Origin of the sequence: Paractinoplanes lichenicola, from assembly GCF_016785085.1 — a bacterium.
GTDB classification, from domain to species: domain Bacteria; phylum Actinomycetota; class Actinomycetes; order Mycobacteriales; family Micromonosporaceae; genus Actinoplanes; species Actinoplanes lichenicola.
On sequence record NZ_JAENHO010000007.1, the window covers coordinates 533682 to 552186 of the forward strand.

At 70.9% G+C, this 18505-nt stretch carries 20 protein-coding genes; 8 read left to right on the forward strand and 12 right to left on the reverse strand.

Annotated features, from left to right (window positions below):
* Nucleotides 1-28: 28 nt before the first annotated feature.
* The 4 genes from JKJ07_RS26870 to JKJ07_RS26885 all read right to left on the reverse strand — a co-directional run bounded on the left by JKJ07_RS26870 (nucleotide 29) and on the right by JKJ07_RS26885 (nucleotide 2795).
* Nucleotides 29-475 carry a carboxypeptidase regulatory-like domain-containing protein gene (locus tag JKJ07_RS26870; protein ID WP_202994537.1) on the reverse strand — a complete coding sequence of 149 codons (447 nt, stop codon included), beginning with the start codon at nucleotides 473-475 and terminating at the stop codon, nucleotides 29-31.
* Nucleotides 468-1037, reverse strand: a complete 570-nt coding sequence (locus tag JKJ07_RS26875) for an RNA polymerase sigma factor (protein ID WP_202994538.1) — start codon at nucleotides 1035-1037, stop codon at nucleotides 468-470. Before JKJ07_RS26875 ends, JKJ07_RS26870 begins: the two co-directional genes overlap by 8 nt.
* The gene (locus JKJ07_RS26880; protein ID WP_202994539.1) at nucleotides 1027-2073 is read right to left on the reverse strand and encodes a S8 family peptidase; all 1047 of its coding nucleotides are present in this window, start codon (nucleotides 2071-2073) and stop codon (nucleotides 1027-1029) included. Before JKJ07_RS26880 ends, JKJ07_RS26875 begins: the two co-directional genes overlap by 11 nt.
* Nucleotides 2074-2195: 122 nt before the next feature.
* On the reverse strand, nucleotides 2196-2795 hold the full coding sequence (locus JKJ07_RS26885) for a TetR/AcrR family transcriptional regulator (RefSeq protein ID WP_202994540.1): 600 nt from the start codon (nucleotides 2793-2795) through the stop codon (nucleotides 2196-2198).
* Between the two features lie 61 nt (nucleotides 2796-2856).
* Between JKJ07_RS26885 and JKJ07_RS26890 the strand changes: the two genes are divergently transcribed.
* From JKJ07_RS26890 to JKJ07_RS26910, 5 genes are read left to right on the forward strand one after another with little or no spacing between them, the layout of a single operon-like run.
* Nucleotides 2857-4020 carry an acyl-CoA dehydrogenase family protein gene (locus tag JKJ07_RS26890; RefSeq protein WP_202994541.1) on the forward strand — a complete coding sequence of 388 codons (1164 nt, stop codon included), beginning with the start codon at nucleotides 2857-2859 and terminating at the stop codon, nucleotides 4018-4020.
* On the forward strand, nucleotides 4010-5215 hold the full coding sequence (locus JKJ07_RS26895) for an acetyl-CoA C-acetyltransferase (protein ID WP_202994542.1): 1206 nt from the start codon (nucleotides 4010-4012) through the stop codon (nucleotides 5213-5215). Before JKJ07_RS26890 ends, JKJ07_RS26895 begins: the two co-directional genes overlap by 11 nt.
* Nucleotides 5215-7188: a 3-hydroxyacyl-CoA dehydrogenase NAD-binding domain-containing protein gene (locus JKJ07_RS26900; protein ID WP_202994543.1), complete on the forward strand. Its 1974-nt coding sequence runs from the start codon at nucleotides 5215-5217 to the stop codon at nucleotides 7186-7188. The genes JKJ07_RS26895 and JKJ07_RS26900 overlap by 1 nt, the downstream gene beginning before the upstream one ends.
* Nucleotides 7185-8261, forward strand: coding sequence for a CaiB/BaiF CoA transferase family protein (locus JKJ07_RS26905; protein WP_202994544.1), 1077 nt, complete (start codon nucleotides 7185-7187; stop codon nucleotides 8259-8261). Before JKJ07_RS26900 ends, JKJ07_RS26905 begins: the two co-directional genes overlap by 4 nt.
* A gap of 27 nt (nucleotides 8262-8288) precedes the next feature.
* Nucleotides 8289-9329 carry a GGDEF domain-containing protein gene (locus JKJ07_RS26910; protein WP_202994545.1) on the forward strand — a complete coding sequence of 347 codons (1041 nt, stop codon included), beginning with the start codon at nucleotides 8289-8291 and terminating at the stop codon, nucleotides 9327-9329.
* A gap of 3 nt (nucleotides 9330-9332) precedes the next feature.
* On the opposite strand, the gene JKJ07_RS26915 is transcribed toward JKJ07_RS26910, so the two are convergent.
* Complete coding sequence (locus JKJ07_RS26915; RefSeq protein ID WP_202994546.1) at nucleotides 9333-9695, reverse strand: hypothetical protein; 363 nt, start codon at nucleotides 9693-9695, stop codon at nucleotides 9333-9335.
* Between the two features lie 54 nt (nucleotides 9696-9749).
* Between JKJ07_RS26915 and JKJ07_RS26920 the strand changes: the two genes are divergently transcribed.
* Both JKJ07_RS26920 and JKJ07_RS26925 read left to right on the forward strand, forming a co-directional pair.
* Nucleotides 9750-10025 (forward strand): putative quinol monooxygenase, encoded by a 276-nt coding sequence (locus JKJ07_RS26920; RefSeq protein WP_236029881.1) that lies wholly within the window; start codon nucleotides 9750-9752, stop codon nucleotides 10023-10025.
* Nucleotides 10026-10083: 58 nt separating this feature from the next.
* The gene (locus tag JKJ07_RS26925; protein ID WP_202994548.1) at nucleotides 10084-10971 is read left to right on the forward strand and encodes a phytanoyl-CoA dioxygenase family protein; all 888 of its coding nucleotides are present in this window, start codon (nucleotides 10084-10086) and stop codon (nucleotides 10969-10971) included.
* Nucleotides 10972-11553: 582 nt separating this feature from the next.
* Here JKJ07_RS26925 and JKJ07_RS26930 read toward each other — a convergent pair.
* The 6 genes from JKJ07_RS26930 to JKJ07_RS26955 all read right to left on the reverse strand — a co-directional run bounded on the left by JKJ07_RS26930 (nucleotide 11554) and on the right by JKJ07_RS26955 (nucleotide 16574).
* Complete coding sequence (locus JKJ07_RS26930; RefSeq protein ID WP_202994549.1) at nucleotides 11554-12348, reverse strand: M15 family metallopeptidase; 795 nt, start codon at nucleotides 12346-12348, stop codon at nucleotides 11554-11556.
* Nucleotides 12349-12399: 51 nt separating this feature from the next.
* Entirely contained in the window at nucleotides 12400-13419 is a 1020-nt protein-coding gene (locus JKJ07_RS26935; RefSeq protein ID WP_202994550.1) for an ABC transporter ATP-binding protein, read from the reverse strand.
* Nucleotides 13416-14189: an ABC transporter permease gene (locus JKJ07_RS26940; protein ID WP_202994551.1), complete on the reverse strand. Its 774-nt coding sequence runs from the start codon at nucleotides 14187-14189 to the stop codon at nucleotides 13416-13418. Before JKJ07_RS26940 ends, JKJ07_RS26935 begins: the two co-directional genes overlap by 4 nt.
* Nucleotides 14190-14230: 41 nt before the next feature.
* Nucleotides 14231-15130: an ABC transporter permease gene (locus JKJ07_RS26945; RefSeq protein WP_202994552.1), complete on the reverse strand. Its 900-nt coding sequence runs from the start codon at nucleotides 15128-15130 to the stop codon at nucleotides 14231-14233.
* A complete protein-coding gene (locus tag JKJ07_RS26950; RefSeq protein WP_307834422.1) occupies nucleotides 15123-16241 on the reverse strand; it encodes an ABC transporter substrate-binding protein in 1119 nt (372 codons plus the stop codon). The genes JKJ07_RS26945 and JKJ07_RS26950 overlap by 8 nt, the downstream gene beginning before the upstream one ends.
* A 195-nt stretch (nucleotides 16242-16436) precedes the next feature.
* Nucleotides 16437-16574, reverse strand: coding sequence for a hypothetical protein (locus JKJ07_RS26955; RefSeq protein WP_202994553.1), 138 nt, complete (start codon nucleotides 16572-16574; stop codon nucleotides 16437-16439).
* Between the two features lie 261 nt (nucleotides 16575-16835).
* Between JKJ07_RS26955 and JKJ07_RS26960 the strand changes: the two genes are divergently transcribed.
* On the forward strand, nucleotides 16836-17969 hold the full coding sequence (locus tag JKJ07_RS26960) for a hypothetical protein (protein ID WP_202994554.1): 1134 nt from the start codon (nucleotides 16836-16838) through the stop codon (nucleotides 17967-17969).
* Here JKJ07_RS26960 and JKJ07_RS26965 read toward each other — a convergent pair.
* On the reverse strand, nucleotides 17964-18392 hold the full coding sequence (locus tag JKJ07_RS26965; RefSeq protein WP_202994555.1) for a hypothetical protein: 429 nt from the start codon (nucleotides 18390-18392) through the stop codon (nucleotides 17964-17966). The genes JKJ07_RS26960 and JKJ07_RS26965 overlap by 6 nt on opposite strands.
* Nucleotides 18393-18505 lie beyond the last annotated feature (113 nt).

The following is an 18505-nucleotide window of genomic DNA, read 5'->3' on the forward strand; positions in this document are numbered from 1 at the left end:
GCCGCGAAGAGGTCGCCCGCGCGTCCGGTCAGAGCACCAGCGATGGCGTCACCACCCGCCCGGTTCCGGTGCCGCCGTCGACGAGCAGCTGGGCCAGGCCGTGCGGGACCTCGTCGAACACGAAACGGCCGGCGGGGTCGGCCACGACCGTACGGGAGGCTGTGGGCTCGGGCAGGCGCAGCTCGACCCGCAGGGCGGCGCCGGGGGCGAGCCAGCCGTCGATCCGGACGAGGTTGTCCGAGCGCTCGACCACGGTGATCATGACCGTGCGGCTGTCGGCCTCGAACGTGATCGTGCGGGTGCGTTCGGCCGCCCGCGCGCCCGACCCGGCGTACGCGGTCTCGGTCAGCCTGGCCACCTCGGCGTCGACCTGGTCGAGCTCGATCGCGAAGAGCACGCGCTCGTCCAGGTCGGGCGGGGCGGGGTCGAGACGGGCGATGCCCTCGAGAATCTCGGCGTCCACAGAGTCAGTCATGACGCCCCCAACCGGGATCCGCGAGCAGCATGGTGCGCAGCTTGGCCAGGCAGCGGGCGCGGGTCGGCCCGATGCTGCCGTGCGGCATGCCCAGCCCGGCGGCGATCGCCCCGTAGTCGGGCCGGCGCACCTCGGCCACGATGCTCAGCAGCTCGCGGCAACGGTCGGACAGCTTCGCGAAGTGCCGCCACAACACCCGGTCGCGCTCGTCGGTGAGCACCCGCTGATCGGGCGCGGGCCCGGGGTCGACGGCGGCGTCGAGCACCCCGTCGGAGTCGGGCACGTCGCGGCGGTCGCGCCGGCGGCGGTGCCACGACTCGCGGCGGGTGGCGGTGATCAGCCAGGCCGTCACCGCCCGGGGCGTACGGATCTCGTGGATGCGGCGCAGCAGCTCGAGCCACGTCGTCTGCACCACGTCGGCCGCGTCGTCGGCCGACAGGCCCTGCCCGCGGGCCACCCGCCACAGCACCGGGTTGAGCTCGTGCACGAGTTCGCGCAACGACTCCCGATCACCGTCGCGGGCCCGTTGCAGCAGGGCGCCGAGATGGACGTCAGCGGACATGGGGACGGGCCAGGTCGCCCGCGAAGTTGGCCGCCGAGAACGAGGTGCCGCTCCACTTCGCGTATTTGCCGTCCGGCATCGAGCTGATCACGTCGACGCCGTCGCGATACCGGTCGACCCAGTCGCCGTAGTTGCTGAACTCGGCGTGGTAGCGGCCGAACCCGGCCCCGACCCCGGTGACGAACTCGAAGGCGGCCGGGAAGATCTCCGACTCCGTCTGGTGGTCGTTGCCGGCCGAGGCGACCAGCGCGATCCCGAGGTCGGCCAGCCTCTCCAGGGCCTTGCGCAGCGGCTGCACGTCGTCGACCGGGTCGTCCTCGCGGCCGAAGGCCATGCACACCACGTCGACCGGCCGTTCCCTGCGGTCGTAGTAGCTCGCCAGCCACTCCAGCGCGTGGATCACGTTGGTCTCCTCGAGCCGGCCCTCCTCGTCCATCGCCCGCAGCGACAGCACCCGGGCGCTGGGCGCGGCCTTGCGGATCAGGCCGGCGATGAAGGTGCCGTGCCCGGCCAGCGAGACGTCGCCGGAGTGGACGTCGTGCACCCGGCCGTCCCAGCGTTCGGGGGCGGCCAGATCCTCCGGGAGCAGCACGAACGGGTCATCCTTCTCGGCCGCGAACCACGGGTGGTCCCGCACGCCGCTGTCGATCAGGGCGACCACCGGGCGGCGCAGGCTGCCCTGCGGGGCGGTGTGGCGGAACGCCGGGGGCGCCAGCTCGGCGGGCAGGTCGGGCATCTCGGACCACGAGGTGCCGTGCCCCCAGTGCCGGCCCATGAGCTGCAGGGTGCCGGCGAGCAGCTGCGGGACCCTTCGTCCGCCGGCGCCGGGCCGTTCCGTCTCCAGGAATTCGTGAACCTCCCGGGCGTCGGCGTCCCGGACCTCGACGACGGCCCGCCCGCCGGCGACGCGTCCGGTGGTCACGAGGGGGCGCCGGCGGCCCCGTCCGTCCAGGAAGTCGTTGAGCTCCTTCAACCCGTCGGACGCGTCCCGGTGGTCGAAGGTCAGTGTGTCCGCGCTGTACCGTTCCGTATCCATTTCGGTCTCCGCCGTGCAGAGGGATGGGCACCGGTGAGGGGTCCGCGTGGGGCGCGCAGATACCTCAATCGTGGCCATCGGCCGGTCGGAACACACCCCTCCGAACGGACAAGCGCGGGCGGCTAAGCGTCCTGGAAAACTTGCTCCACCATGGTCAGCAGGGTGGCGGTGAGCAGCCGGTGCACCTGGGCCCGGGTGAGCACGTCGCGCTGCAGCCATTCGCGGGCGGTCGAGACGGCCAGCCCCACGTACGAGCGGGCCATCGCGTGCCGGGCCGGGCCCCCGGCGTCCCGGCCGACGGCGGTCAGCACGGCGTCGGCCGCGGCGTCGATGGCCTCGGCGATCACCCGGTCGACGTCGGTGTCGCCGGCCATGCCGCCCGCGGTGATCGCGGCCAGCCAGGAGCGGCTGTGCCGGGAGACGACGTCGAGGAACCAGCTCACGATCGCGTCGACACGGGTCGGCAGGTCGCCGTCGGGCAGCCCCGCGATGGCCACCCCGGGCACGGTCAGCATGACCCGGATGACCTCGAGGTAGAGCTCTTTCTTGGTGCCGAAGTAGTGGTTGACCAGACCTCGGGCCACCCCGGCCTCGCGCGCGACGTCGGTGGTCGACACGTCGGCGTAGCCCCGCTCGCCGAACAGGCGCACCGCCACCGACAGGATCTGCGCGCGCCGGGCGTCGGGTTCGAGGCGCCGGCGCGGTCCGGCCTCCACACTCATCGTGTGGACCTTACGCCACAGCCTTGTTGACAGTCTGCCAATAACTCGAAAAGGTAAGACCATGCCCACCCCAGGACTGGACGGGTACACGCCGGCGTGGCTCGAGCCCGAGCACGACGACCTCGCCGAGCTGGCCCGGTCCTTCTTCACCAAAGAGGTGCTGCCGCACGCGGCGCGCCACGAACAGCAGGGCCACCCCGACCGCGAGCACTATCGGCTGGCGGGCTCGCTCGGGTTGCTGGGCCTGAGCGTCGCCGAGGAGTACGGCGGCGGGGGCGGCGACTTCACCCACGAGGCGATGCTGCTGCACGAGCAGACCCGCACCGGGGAGGGCAGCCTGGGCCTGGCCGTGCACAGCGGCATCGTGACCGGCTACCTCATGGCGTACGGGAACGAGGAGCAGAAACGGCGCTGGCTGCCCCGCCTCTGCTCCGGCGACCTGGTCGGCGCGATCGGCATGACCGAGCCCGGCGGCGGCTCCGACCTGCAGGAGCTCACGACCCGAGCGGTCCGTGACGGCGACGACTACGTGATCAGCGGGTCCAAGACGTTCATCACCAACGGCGGCCTGGCCGACCTGCTGATCCTGGCGGTCAAGACCGACCCGGCGCAGAAGGCCACCGGCATCAGCCTGATCGTCTGCGAGCTCAGCGACGACGCTCCCGGGTTCCGGCGCGGGCGGCTGCTGGAGAAGATCGGGCTGCACTCGAACGACACGGCCGAGCTGTTCTTCGACGAGTTCCGGGTGCCCGCGGACAACCTGCTCGAGGAGGAGGGCCGAGGCTTCTTCCAGATGATGCGGCAACTCCCCCAGGAGCGGCTGGTCATCGGCGTGGGCGCGGTGGCCGCGATGCAGCGGGCCGTCGAGCTGGCCACCGCGTACGCGAAAGAACGGACCGCTTTCGGCAAGCCGCTCATCGGCCACCAGAACACGCGGATGGTGCTGGCCGAGTGCGCCACCCGTACGAGGGTCTCGCGGGTCTTCCTGGACGACTGCATCGCGCGGCACGTGCGCGGCGAGCTCGATGTGGCCACGGCGGCGATGGCCAAGGCGTGGCTGACCGAGGGACAGTGCGAGGTGGTGGATCGCTGCCTGCAGATCTTCGGGGGCTACGGGTACACCAAGGAGTACCCGATCGCGCAGATGTACGCCGACGCCCGCGTCCAAAAGATCTACGGCGGCACCAACGAGATCATGAAGGAGCTGATCGCCCGTGTCCTCTGAGGCCTTCGTGTACGACGCGGTCCGCACCCCACGCGGCCGCGGCAAAGAGAACGGTGCGCTGCACGGCGTCAAGCCGATCTCGCTGGTCACCGGCCTGATCGACGCCCTGCGGACCCGGCTGCCCGATCTCGACCCGGCCCGCATCGACGACCTCGTGCTCGGCATCGTCACCCCGATCGGCGAGCAGGGCGGCGACCTCTCCCGCGCCGCCGCGCTGCTGGCCGGGCTGCCCGACACCGTGGCCGGCGTCCAGCTCAACCGCTTCTGCGGCTCGGGACTCGAGGCGGTCAACCAGGCGGCCGCGCGCATCCGATCGGGCTGGGAGCACCTGATCGTCGCGGGCGGGGTCGAGTCGATGTCGCGCAACCCGATGGGCTCCGACGGCGGGGCCTGGTTCCTCGACCCCGAGACATCGTTCGCCACCGACTTCGTGCCGCAGGGCATCAGCGCCGACCTGATCGCCACGCTCGAGGGCTTCACCCGGCAGGACGTCGACACGTACGCGGTCCGGTCGCAGGACAGGGCGGCCAAGGCGTGGGCCGGCGGGCACTTCGCGCGGTCGATCGTGCCGGTGCGCGACGCCAACGGCCTCGACATCCTCACCGCCGACGAGCATCCCCGGCCCGACACCACGGTCGAGGGGCTGGGCAGGCTGCGTCCCTCCTTTGCCCGTACGGAATTCTTCGACGCCGTCGCCCTGCGCAAGTTCCACTGGCTCGAACGCCTCGACCACGTCCACCACGCCGGCAACTCCTCGGGCATCGTGGACGGCGCCGGAATTGTCCTCATCGGCTCGGCGGCAGCCGGTCGGGAGCTGGGTCTGACCCCGAGGGCCCGGATCGCCGGTGCGGCGGTCACGGGCGCCGACCCCACGCTGATGCTCACCGGCCCCGCCCCCGCCACCCGCAAAGCCCTGGCCGTCGCCGGTCTCACCACCAGCGACATCGACCTGTACGAGATCAACGAGGCGTTCGCCGCGGTGGTCCTCAAATACATCCGCGACCTCGACCTCGACCCCGAGACGGTCAACGTCAACGGCGGCGCGATCGCCCTCGGCCACCCGCTCGGCGCGACCGGCGCGATGCTGCTCGGCACCGCGCTCGACGAGCTCGAACGCCGCGACCAGCGCCGGGCCGTGGTCACCCTGTGCATCGGCGGCGGCATGGGCGTCGCGACCGTCCTCGAGAGGCTCTGATGATCGACTACTCCCGCGACGACGACGGCATCGTCACGCTCACCCTGGACGACCCGGCGCAGTCGGCCAACACCATGAACCAGACGTACGTGACCGCCATGTCGGCCGCCGTCGACCGCCTGTACGCCGAGCGCGAGCAGGTCACCGGCGTGATCGTGACCAGCGCCAAGAAGACGTTCTTCGCCGGGGGCGACCTGCCCTCGATGGCCCGCGCCACGGCCGCGGACGCCCCCGCCCTGTTCACCCTGCTCAGCACGATCAAATGGGACTTCCGGCGGCTCGAGACGTACGGGCGGCCGGTCGTCGCCGCGATCAACGGCGCCGCGCTGGGCGGCGGGCTCGAGGTGGCCCTGGCCTGTCACCACCGGATCGCGCTGGACACGCCGGGCACCCGGCTCGGCTTCCCCGAGGTCACGCTGGGCCTGCTGCCCGGCGCGGGCGGCGTCACCCGTACGGTCCGGATGCTCGGCCTGGCCCCCGCGCTGACCACCTGGCTGCTCAGCGGCCGCCGCCTGCGCCCGGCCGGCGCGCTCGCGAACGGCCTGGTCGACGCGCTCGCGGCCACCCCGGCCGAGCTGCTCTCGCAGGCCCGCGAATGGATCCTGGCCAACCCCGACGCGGCCCAGCCGTGGGACCGCGACGGCTACCGCATCCCCGGCGGCCTGCCCGCGGCGCAGCTGCCCGCGTTCCCGGCCACCCTGCGCCAGCAGCTCAAGGGCGCCTCGCTCCCGGCGCCCGAAAAGATCCTGGCCACCGCGGTCGAGGGCGCCCAGGTCGACTTCGAGACGGCCCAGGTGATCGAGACCCGCCACCTGATCACGCTGCTCACCGGGCGGATCGCGAAAAACATGATCGGCGCGCTCTTCTTCGACATGCGCGCGGTCAACGGCGGCCTGGCCCGCCCCCGCGTCGAGGTGACGCCGCCGCGGCGGGTGGCCGTGCTGGGCGCGGGCATGATGGGCGCCGGCATCGCCCAGGCCTGCGCCAAGGCCGGGCTCGAGGTCGTGGTCAAGGACGTGTCACCCGAGCTGGCCGCCCGCGCTGCCGGGCCGGGCATCACCACCACCGCCGACGTCGCCGCGCTGGCCGGCTGCGACGTGGTGATCGAGGCCGTCTTCGAGGACCCGGCGCTCAAGCAGCGGGTCTTCGCCGAGGTGCTGCCGGTGCTGGCCCCGGACGCGCTGCTCGCCTCGAACACGTCGACGCTGCCGATCACCGGGCTCGCGCAGGGGGTGGACCGGCCGGGCGACTTCATCGGCATGCACTTCTTCTCCCCCGTGGCCAAGATGCCGCTGCTCGAGATCGTCGTCGGCGCGCGGACGTCGGAGGCGGCGGTGGCGCGGGCGTTCGACCTCGGCCGGCTGATCGGCAAGACCCCGATCGTGGTCAACGACGGGCGGGGCTTCTTCACCAGCCGGGTGATCGGCACGTTCCTCGACGAGGCGATCGGGATGCTGGCCGAGGGGGTGCCGGCACCGTCGATCGAGCACGCCGCGCTGCAGGCCGGCTATCCGACCGGTCCGCTGGCCCTGGCCGACGAGGTCAGCCTGACGCTCGCGCAGCGGATCGCGGTTTCCGCACCCGTACGCCTGCCGTCGCACGAGGTGATCGACGCGATGGTCGACCGGCACGACCGTCCGGGCCGGTCCGCGGGGCGCGGGTTCTACTCCTACGAACCGAAGAGGGGCCCGCTGTGGGAGGGCCTGGTCGACATGGCGACGCCGGAGGGCCGGGCCGTGCCGCTGGCCGACCTGAAGGACCGGTTCCTGTTCGTGGAGGCCCTCGACGCCCGCCGCTGCCTGGCCGAGGGGGTGCTGCGGACGGCCGAGGACGGCAACGTCGGCTCGATCCTGGGCATCGGCTACCCGGCCTGGACGGGCGGGGTGCTGCGCTTCGCCGAGCAGCACGACGACTTCGCGGGCCGGGCGCGTGAGCTGGCGGCCCGCTACGGCTCCCGGTTCGAGCCCGCGTGACGGCGCTGACCGGCGTCCGGGTGCTCGAGCTGGCCGGGCTGGCGCCGGGGCCGTTCGGCTGCATGCTGCTGGCCGACCTGGGCGCCGACGTGGTGCGGGTGGATCGTCCCGGCGGTTCGGGGATGCCGCCGGGGCCCCTCGACCGCAACCGCCGGACGGTGACGCTCGACCTCAAGAACCCCTCAGACTCGGCCGCGTTGCTGAGCCTGGTCGAGCGGGCCGACGTGTTGGTGGAGGGCTACCGGCCGGGCGTCGCCGAGCGGCTGGGCATCGGTCCCGCCGACTGCCACCAGGTCAACCCCGGTCTGGTGTACGCCCGGATGACGGGCTGGGGGCAGGACGGGCCGCTCGCCGCGCGGGCCGGGCACGACATCGACTACCTGGCCGTGGCGGGCGCCCTCGAACCCCTGGGCCGGGCCGGGGAGCGGCCGCACGCGCCGATCAACCTGCTCGCCGACTTCGCCGGGGGCGGCATGCTGCTGGCCGTGGGCGTGCTGGCGGCGCTGGTCGAACGGTCCCGCTCCGGGCTCGGGCAGGTGGTCGACGCGGCCATGGTCGACGGGTCGGCCCTGCTGACGACGTTCCTGCACGGCATGATCGCGAACGGGGCCTGGCCCGGCGGGCGCGGCGAGAACCTGCTCGACGGCGGGGCGCCCTTCTACGACACGTACGAGACGGCCGACGGCGGGTTCATGGCCGTCGGGGCGATCGAGCCGCCGTTCTACCAGGCCCTGCTGGGCGGGCTCGGCCTCGACGATCAAGACCTTCCTTCCCCGTACGATCCCTCGGGCTGGGCGGCGTTGCGGACGCGCTTCGCCGAGCGCTTCCGCACCCGTACGCGCGACGAGTGGACGGCCGTGTTCGAGGGGCTGGACGCCTGTGTCGCGCCGGTGCTCTCCCCCACCGAGGCGCCCACGCATCCGCACAACCGGGCCCGTACGGCGTTCGTCGACGTGGACGGGGTGACCCAGCCCGCGCCGGCGCCGCGCTTCGCGCGTACGGGGGCAAGCCGGCCGCAACCACCCACGGCCGTGACCGTGGAATCGGTTTTGTCGGGCTGGTCCCTCAAGTAGGCGGACCACCGGCCGATGCGAGGTCGGATGGACACGAACTTGGACCCCTCGGTGCTGCGCCGGCGCCGCACCGTCGAGGCCAGCTCACTGGTGACCCGCGCCGGTGGCGTGCTGTGCATCACGCTGTTCCTGACCGGCTCGCTCGGCATGCCGGCGACGACCCTGCAGGCGCCGTGGGTGCTCCTGGCCGGAATCGGCGGCCTCGTCGAGATCACCTTCTCGCTGCTGCTCGCCCTGGTCAACCTGCGGCGGCCGGGCGGACGCCACTACGAGCGGATCAGCCGGTGGGGCGTAGTCAGCGACACCGTGGCGATCGCCGGCCTGGTCGCCGCGATCCAGTCGACCGGGCAGACGGTGTGGCCCGTTCTCGTCCTGTCCATCCTGACGGCCGCCCTGCGCGCCCAGCTCGGCGGCGCGCTGCTGACGTGGGCCGGCACCAGCGGCATCCTGGGCGTCGCGGTGCTGCTGCACGGCGACGACGCGATGCGGCCCGGCGACCTCAGCGTGGCCGTGCTGTGCCACCTGCTGGTCGCCATCCTGAGCGGCACGCAGGCCCGCGCGTACGGGCGGCAGGTGTGCGAGCTCGACGAGGCCCGCCGTCAGCTGCACTACCAGGCGGCCCACGACGGGCTGACCGGGCTGCCCAACCGGGCCGAGCTGGACGCGCACGCCGCCTCGCTCGACGGCCGCGCGATGGCCGTGTTGCTGCTCGACCTGAACGGCTTCAAGGCCGTCAACGACACCCGCGGCCACGCGGCCGGCGACGAGGTGCTGCGCGCGGTCGGCGCCCGCCTGGGCACCGGCCTGCGCGACGGCGACCTGGCCGGCCGCATCGGCGGCGACGAGTTCGTGGTGGTGCTGGCCGACGCCGGCTTCGACACGGCCTCGGAACTGGCCGCGCGCCTGCGCACGGCCGTCTGCGAGCCCATCGACGTCGGCGGCCGCCCGGTGACCGTCGGCGTCAGCATCGGCGTGGCCGCCCGCACGGCCGGCGACCCGACCGGCCTGGAGGCGTTGAGCCTGGCCGCCGACGCCGCCATGTACGCCGAGAAAGCGGGCCGGGTCTAGCTCTCAACTCAACCAGCGTGACGCGGCGGCGTACGTGTCGTCAGGGGTGTTGTTGAAAGCGATCGCCGCCCCCGGCGCGTGCCGGTGCACCAGGTTGATGATCCGCTCGAACAGCTCGACGTCGCCGCGCACACCTCCGCCGACGACGACCACTTCCCACGCCCGTTCCCGCAGCGCCGCGCTCACGACCGCCTCGATGTCGTCGCTGCCGTCCAGCCCGACCAGGCAGGCCCGCGCGCCCACCCCCGCCTCCTCGAAGCGGGCCATCCCGACCGCGATCCCCTCGGCCACCGGCGTGGGATCCCACGGACCGGGCACCCGATACGGATCGAGCCCGATCACCAGCACCCGGGCGTCAACGTCCATGCCTGCAACCTAACGTGCCAGGATGATCGAATGCTCTACGGATATCTGGGTTCGATGAGAACGAAGCCCGGCCACCGCGACGAGGTGGCCGCCATCCTCACCTCCGGCGCCGACGGTCTCAAGGCCGCGGGGTGCCACCTTTATGCGGTCGCCCTCGACGCCACCGACGACGTCACGATCTGGGTCACGGAGGCCTGGGACTCCAAGGAGGCCCACGACGCCTCCCTCCAACTCCCCGAGACCCGCGCCGCGATCGCCCAGGCCATGCCCATGCTGACCGGCGAGTTCACCAGCCAGGAAACCCGCATCGTGGGCGGCCTCGGCGTCTGACCGAAGCTGCGCGGAAAGTGTCGGGCCGACGGGCCGCGGGCGCCGCAAGATGGCGGGCATGGATGACGCCACCTTGGTATCCCGGTTCTTGAGCGACGGCTTCGTCAAGCTGGAGGGAGCCGTGGCGCCGCGGGTGGCCGCGGATTGTGCGCGGCTGTTGTGGCGGGAGACGGGCTGCGACCCGGACGATCCGACGACGTGGACGAAGCCCGTGCACTGGGTGGCCGGGCGGGCCGACGGGCCGTTCGCCGCCGCGCCGAACTCGCCGGAGCTGCATCACGTGTACGACCTGCTCGTCGGCGCGGGACGGTGGGCGCCGCGGTATTCGCTGGGCACTTTTCCGCTGCGTTTCCCGCACGTCGAGGAACCGGACGACGCGGGCTGGCACATCGAGGGCAGCTACCTGCCGGAGGGCGAGAGCTGGTATTTCACCAACCTGCGCTCCCGCGATCGGGCCCTGCTCATGCTGTTCCTGTTCACCGAGGTCGGCCCCGGCGACGCCCCGACCCGCATCCGCGTCGGCTCCCACCTCGACGTGCCGAAGCTCCTGACCCCGTACGGCGAGGCCGGTGCAAGCGGCTTGACCCTGGCCCCCGGCTTGGAGACGGCCTCGGCTCACCGCCCGCTCGCCCTGGCCACCGGCTCCCCCGGCGACGTCTTCCTGTGCCACCCGTTCCTGGTGCACGCGGCCCAGCCCCACCACGGCACCCGGCCCCGCTTCATGGCCCAGCCCCCACTGCTGCCGGCCGCACCGTACGAACTCGACCGCCCCGACGGCGCCTACTCCCCTGTGGAACTCGCGATCCGGTCGGCGGCTATATCCACGTCAGATCAGGTATATCCGGAAAGACGAGACCAACTCTTTCCGGACGCGCCAATAATCCCTTCGCCAATTCCCGCGACCCTTGGCGTCGCTTCGCGCGAAATCCGACCTTCGGAGGTGTAGCCACAGCGCCTCGGCCTTTTCGGTCGGCTCTCCCGAAATCAAAAACCTGACGTTGTCCAGAGCTACTTGCGCCTCCACGGGAGATACGTGCTTGATCGCGCGCTCCCGGGATTCGGCGTCGACGTTTTCCTGGTGCCGGGCAAAGAGCTCTCGATAGTGTTTGTGCGCTTCGGCCAGAAAGCGCGCGACGGCCTCTCGCCTGAGGTCAGCGATTTTTGCCGCGCGGTCTCGCTTGAACGCCATCCGTTGGGACAGCAGCGTAGACGTCGAACCAACGACGGTGCCGAGTAACGTGCCGGCAATCGGAAGCCAATCCGCCATGCCGTCCAGTGAACCCAATTCACCTGGGCAGCGCCAGAGGCGTCGCGTCTTTCCTTGCCCATCCTTGAGGTTTTGCCAAGACGTAGCCATGCAACTGGTGATCAACCGGGCATTGCTCTCAGCAACGAGCCGCAATCCAGTTCGCGGGGGCCGACGGAGATAGCTCGGCGATCCTGAGCGAGTGCTGTCTTGAAGTTCGCAGTGTCCACGAGCGCGAGGCTTTCTCGATCGTCCGAAGTAGAGAAAAGCACGGATGCGCTTTCACTTGTTGGACAGGCTGAAGTGCATATAGTCCTTCAGCGAGGTCCAGCGCCCGCCCCAGTGGAAGTCGTTCCACGTGAAGGCTCGGGCCGCGCCCTCGGGGTGGACCATGCCGATGAGGTAGCGGCTGCGTTGGAGGTAGAACTGGCTGCCCGCGGGGGAGATCGAGCGGCCGCGGATCATCGGGTTCTGGAACGGGTTGATGTCGATCGCGGTGCCGGTGGCGTGTTCGGACCACGTCGTCGTTCCGCCGACGGCTCGGCAGTTGTAGCCGGCCGTGACCGTGGCCATGTTCGACTCGGTGGGGTTGTTGACCTTCATGGGGGCCATGCCCATGATGCGGAAGCGCCAGCGATACAGGGTGCCGAAGACCTGTTGGGCGCGGGCGGCCACGTCCTTGCGGACGATCACGCTGCCGTCGTGGTAGGCGCCGTTGAAGTCGATGTAGGAGACCCATACGCGGCGCAGGTTGGTCGGCAGGACGGGGCATTTCTTGAGCGGCTGCCAGTTGACCGAGGCGGCGGTGACGGGCTCGATGCGCGTACGGAAGGCCGGCAGTGGGACCGCGGGGGCGTTGAGCCGCAGCACGGCGTCGACCTGCACGGGGGCGGCCGACGAGATGCCGTTCCAGGCGGCCAGTTGCTGCATGCTGACCCCGCGCAGCGCGGCGATGTAGGCCAGCGTCTCGCCGGGGCGGACCACATGCCACACCGTGCCTGCTGCTCCGGCCGGGGCGGGGGCGAGAACCGGCAGGAGCAGCAGGGCGGTGACGACCGCGATCAGACGTTTGCGCACGGCTACAGACCGTACGAAGCGTCCCGGGCGAGTCGCAGCGAAACGCGAAAATCAGGCCAGCGCGACGGGATGGGGCGACAGCGTTACCCGTACGGGCGTGCCTGGTGCGAGCGTCGTCAAGCGGTCGGTCGCGACCTGGGCCACCACGAGCTGGTCGCCGACCGTGACGGTGACCTTGCTGATCGGGCCCAGGAAGCTGGTCGTGAGGACCTTGCCGGTGCCGCCCGCGTCCGGCGTGACCTGCACAGACTCCGGGCGTACGAGGGCCGTGACCGACGCCGCCGAGGCGGGTGCGAGCAGTGGCAGCCGGGTGCCCAGAACTTCGACCTCGTCGTCGGTGACGACGCCGGGCAGGCGGTTGCTCAGGCCCACGAACTCGGCCACGAACGGCGTCGCGGGGGTCAGATAAATATCCGCGGGCGCGGCCAGTTGCTCGAGCTTGCCGGCCCGCATCACACCCACCCGGTCGGCGACGGCGAGCGCCTCCTCCTGGTCGTGCGTGACGAACAGCGTCGTCGTGCCGACCTCGGTCTGGATGCGGCGGATCTCGTCGCGCAGCTGCACGCGCACCTTGGCGTCGAGCGCCGACAGCGGCTCGTCGAGCAGCAGCACGCTCGGCTCGATCGCGAGGGCGCGGGCCAGGGCGACGCGCTGCTGCTGCCCGCCCGACAGCTGATGCGGGTAGCGGTCGGCGAACTGCGCGATACCGACGAGTTCGAGCATCTCCCGGGCGCGCGTTTCTGAGCGTTTGCGGCCGCGCAGCGACAACCCGAACGTCACGTTGGCCAGGGCGGTCAAATGCGGGAAGAGGCTGTACGCCTGGAAGACCATGCCCATGTCCCGCCGGTTCGCGGGCAGTGCGGTCACGTCCTTGCCGCCCACGAGCACCTGCCCGCTGTCGGCGTCCTCGAGACCGGCCAGCACGCGCAGCGCCGTGGTCTTGCCGCAACCCGACGGGCCGAGCAGCGCGATGAACTCGCCGGGCTCGATGGACAGGTCGAGGTTGTCGAGGGCGTGCGTGGTGCCGAACGAGCGGCGCAACCCTTGCAGATGGACGGCGACGCCGCTCATGTGGTGGTCTCCTTGGGCGAGACGGGGGCGACGGCGGCCGAGGAGCGGCGGCGCCCGCCGAGCAGGGACAGAAGCAGCAGCAGGACGAAGGCGAGCAGCAGCGCGGTGAGCGACACGGCCACCGACATGGTCGCGCTGCTCTTGCCCAGGAAGTTGATCGCGACCTGCAGGTTCGTGCGGTTGAGCAGGGACGCGATGGTGAACTCACCGAGCACGAGGGCCACGGTCAGGAACGCCGCGGACAGCACCGCCGAGCGGATGTTGGGCAGCACGACCCGCCACATCACCGTGCCCCAGCCGGCGCCCAGCGAACGCGCAGCTTCGGCCAAAGTCTTCACGTCGATCGCCGACAGGCCGGCGTCGATCGCGCGATACGCGTACGGCAGAACGAGCACTGTGTACGCGAAGACGAGCGTCAGCGACGAGCCGCCCAGGAAGTACGTGACCCACGCGTACACCGGCGCCAGCCCGACGACCAGCACGATGGCCGGGATCGTCAGCGGCAGCAGGCAGATGAACTCGACCAGCCTGCGCAACTGAGGCAGCCGCAACCGAACCCAGACGGCCGTCGGAACGAGCAGAACGAGCATCAGGACGGCGGTGAGCGCGGCCTGCAGCAGCGAGTTCGTGATGCCCTCGGCCAGCGCCGGATACCGCTCGCTCAGCTGCGGCCAATCGAACAACAACGGCCAAGTTTCGGCGTCACGCGTGGAGAACTCGACCATCGCGACGAACGGCAGCACGAAGAAGACGCCGAGAACGAGCAACACCGTCCACCGAAACGCACGTTGTTTGCGCACGCGACGTGCGATCACCCCAGCCACTTGGACGTCCTCTTCTGCAGCAGGGAGTAGAGCGCCATCACCACGGCCACGACGACGACCATGCCGAGCGCCATCGCCTTGCCGACGTTCTGCTGGCCGAGCAGCACCTCGCTGGTCAGCGCGCCGCGGATCTGCAACGGCACGAGCGGGCTGCCCTGGCTGACCAGGGCCGCCGCGGTGGCGTACGCGGAAAAGCTGTTGGCGAAAAGCAGCAGGGCCGAGCCGAGGAACGCCGGTGCCAGCAGCGGGCCGGCGACCCGGGTCCAGTATTGCCACGTGGTGCCGCCCAGGCTCTCGGTCGCCTCGCGCCACTGCGGGCGGATGCCGTCGAGCGCGGGCAGGAACACGATGACCATGAGCGGGATCTGGAAGTACGTGTAGACCAGGGCGAGGCCGGGCAGCTCGAACAGCCAGACGCCGTTCTCGAACAGGTTGATGTCGAACGTGTCCTGCAGCCACACGGTGACGAAGCCGGACAGGCCGATCGTGGCCAGGAAGGCGAACGCCAGGGTGACGCCGCCGAACTGGGCCAGCACACCCGCCGCCGCGGTCACGGTCCGGCGCAGCACGCCCTCCGGGTTGGCGGTGGCCAAGGCGTACGCGAGCAGTGCTCCCAGGACCGCGCCGACCAGCGCGCTGATCGCCGAGAGCGCGATGCTGCGGCCGAAGGCGTCGAGCACGACCTCGGTGCCGAGCGCGCGCAGGTTGGCCAGCGTGACGCCGCCGTCGTTGCCCGCGAACGCGCCGATCACGACGACGAGCGTCGGGACGATCAGGAAGATCGCCACGTACGCGAAGAACGGCACCGTCCCGAGCAGGGAGGTGACGCCCCGCAGGCGCGGCCGCCGGGCCACGCGCTGCGGGACGGAGGCGGCTACCTCAGCCAACGGTCTTGGCCCAGTTGGCCGACAGGTACTCCTTGGCCTTGCCGGTCTCCTCCTCGGTCGGGACGACCGGGGTGCCGTCGACCTTGGGCAGGGCGTCGAACAGGGCCTTGTCGATCGTGCCGGCCTTGGCCATGGCGTCCTGCCGCACGGGCCGGGCGCCACCCTTGAGCCACAGGTTCTGGCCCTCGTCGGAGTAGAGGAACTCCTGCCACAGGCGCGCGGCGGCCGGGTGCGGGGCGTCCTTGCTGATCGCCTGGACGTAGTACGAGCCGAGCACCGAGCCGCTGGGGACGAAGGTCTTCCAGGTCTTGAGCTTGGTGGCCTCGGCCGCGTTCAGGTAGTCCCAGTCGAAGACGACCGGGGTCTGGCCGGACTGGATGGAGGCCGAGTCGGGGTCGACGGGCAGCAGGTTGCCGGCCTTCTTGAGCTTGCCGAAGTATTCGACGCCGGGGGCGATGTCGGCGACCGTGCCGCCGTTGCCGAGCGACGCGGCCTGCACGGCGCCGAACGCGGAACCGGCCTGGGTCGGATCGCCGTTGAGCGCGACCTTGCCCTTGTACTCGGGCTTGAGCAGGTCCTCGAGGCTGGCCGGGGCGGGCACCTTGGCGCTGTCGTAGCCGACCGACATGTAGCCGCCGTAGTCGTTGACCCAGGTGCCGTTGGCGTCCTTGAGGTTGTCCGGGATGTCGCCGAACGTCGCGACCTTGTACGGCGCGAACATGGCGGTGTTGGCCGCGGCGACCGAGGCGCCCAGGTCGAACACGTCGGGCGCGCCGTCCTGGCCCTTGAGCTGGTTGGCCGCGTTGATCTCGTCCTGGCTCGACGCGTCGGGCTGCGCCGAGTTGACCTTGATGCCGTACTTGTCGCCGAACGTCTTGATCAGCTCGCCGTAGTTGGCCCAGTTCGGGGGCAGCGCGATGACGTTGAGCTGGCCCTCGGCCTTGGCCGCCTCGACGAGCTTGTCGATCCCGCCCAGGTCGGCCGCGCTGGTCGCGCTCGCGGCGCCGGAGCCCGAGGCCTCGGCCTCCTTCTCGGGCGGCGAGCAGGCCGCGACCGCGGCAACGGTGGTGGCCGCCAGAGCGACGGCGATCGTGCGGGTGATGTGACGCACTGTGGTTCCTCCCTCTACGCACACCGAACCGGTGGCGCTGGGAGATCATGAAGTTGCTTGACGAAGAAAAAGCGTCCCGCAAGCAACGCCCGAGCGACATTCACCCGTTGATCTTGAAGACTGCTTCACAAGGGCACTGACCAGGCATTTATGCCCGTGATTGGCCGGGTCCGGCCGCCACCGGACCCGGCAGACTCAACGGCCCGGCGTATGGTCGATATACATGTCGGACGCCGCGCCGGTGCTCACATGTGGGCACTTCTGAGCCGACAGCACCAGGCCGGCCATCACCGCGGCCGCCACGAGCACGGCGCGCTGCAACGAAACACGCATCGGAACACCCCCGAACGACTGATCGAACGGGTCCGACGTTAGGCGCGCATCTACCGGCGCACGGCAACCCCGGACGATCCCGGACGCCACTTCCACCCTAGGGCGCCGGCCGCCTCGTGTCGCTCCGGCGAAGAGCCGTTACCCGGCAACGGAATCGGGCCGTAGCGTGGCTGCCCGTGATCGGTTCGAGCTAGGAGGAACGCCCTGCAGGATCGTCTGCGCGGTCTGGCCCGTAACCCCGCCCTTCCGGATGTCCTGGTCTTGCGGCTGCTGAATCACCCCGCGGCTCGCCTCAGAGAGGTGGTCTACGGCCGCGAGTGGTCGGACGAAGTGTTCGACGTCGTCGCCGCTCATCCCGATGCCGACATCCGGGAGATGCTGGCCCGCAGTCGCTCGGTGACCGTGGAGCAGCGGGTCAGGATGCTCGGCGATCCGAACCTGAATGTCGTGGTGGCGCTGCTTGAGGAGCCACTGCCGGCGTGGGCGTATCGCAAGCTGGCCGGACGACCCCGGGTGCGGCGGTTGCTGCCGCTCCTGCATCCCCGGGAAGTGTCGTCGGCTGCCCTGGCCACGTTCGCCGGCATGGACGACGAGGAGATCGCCACCTGGGCCCGGAGCACACCCGTAGTTACGCCGTTGGACGTTGAAGACGCGCGCGCAATCGTGGCCAGCGGTGCGGCGTACCAGCGGGCGGCTCTCGCGCTCGAGCCGGACCTGCCGGCCGACCTGGTCGCCATCCTGGCGGTGGATCCCGATCCGGACGTCCGCACGTACGTCTCGATGCGGCCCGGGCTGAGCGAACGGCAACGCGAGGCGATCGGCTATCACGTGTCGGAGGATGACCGCCTGCCCCGGCTCGCGTGGGTCCTCGAGGCCGACGGTGAGGTTCTGCAGGATTGCGTGTCGTCGGCGCATCCGGGGTTGCGCCGCAGTGCCGCGGGCCACGGGAGGCTGAACGCGGACCAGATCGCGACGCTCGCCGCCGACGACGACTTCCCGGTCCGGCTGCTGCTCTGCGAGAGCCAAGTGGCCGTGCCGGCCGAGCTCGTCGTACGCACCTATCTGGAGGCCCGAGTCATTACCCGGGGTCAACTGTTGTCGCATCCGGCGCTCGCCCGAGCGGACCTGACCGGATATGCGGAGTCGCCGCGGTGGGAGGCGCGCGCGCTCGTCGTCCGCGACCGCGCGGCGCCGGCCGAACTGATCGAACGTCTCAGCCATGACGAGCATCCCGGCGTGCGATTCTCGGTCGCCTCGGACTCGCGACTGCCGGCGCGACGGCTGCTCGAGTTGTTCGAGGATCCGGAAACCGCGGGGGCCGCCACCGCCAACCCGAACTTGCCCATCGAGTTGATGGTGGCCGTCCTCGACGCGCCGGCCGAACCCGACTTATAGCTGGGGCACGACTGTTTTCGCCTGGCGCACGATGACGATCCCGCCCAGGAGCACGGCAACGTTCGTGACCACGATGAAGGCGAACGTCGCGTCGAACGATTCCTCCATGTCGAGGACCTTGAAACCCACGACGAACGAGGCCAGGTAGAACACGGTGTCCGCGATGACGACGATTCCCAGCCGGCGTGCCCGCCGTACGGGGTCGGGCTGCCCGCCGGCGACCTGAACGGCGATCACCAGGCCGGCCAGCACGGCGGCCAGGGTGGCGAGCAACTCGAACACGGGCGCCGGGGCGTCGAAGACCTCCCAGAGCGGCAGCGAGACCAGGCCCAGCAGCGGCCCGGCCAGGAAGAAGGAGCCCAGGCAAACCAGCATCCGCACGATCACGGCGACGAAGACGGTGGCTAAGATCCACCAACGCAAGGCTCGTTTTGAACGCGTTCAACCGCGTGGGCATCTTAGACAGGCCGACTGCTCGAGCGCGACCCCGCAGCCCTCTGCGCTCAAGGGTGGTGTCGATCGCGGCACCGTATCGT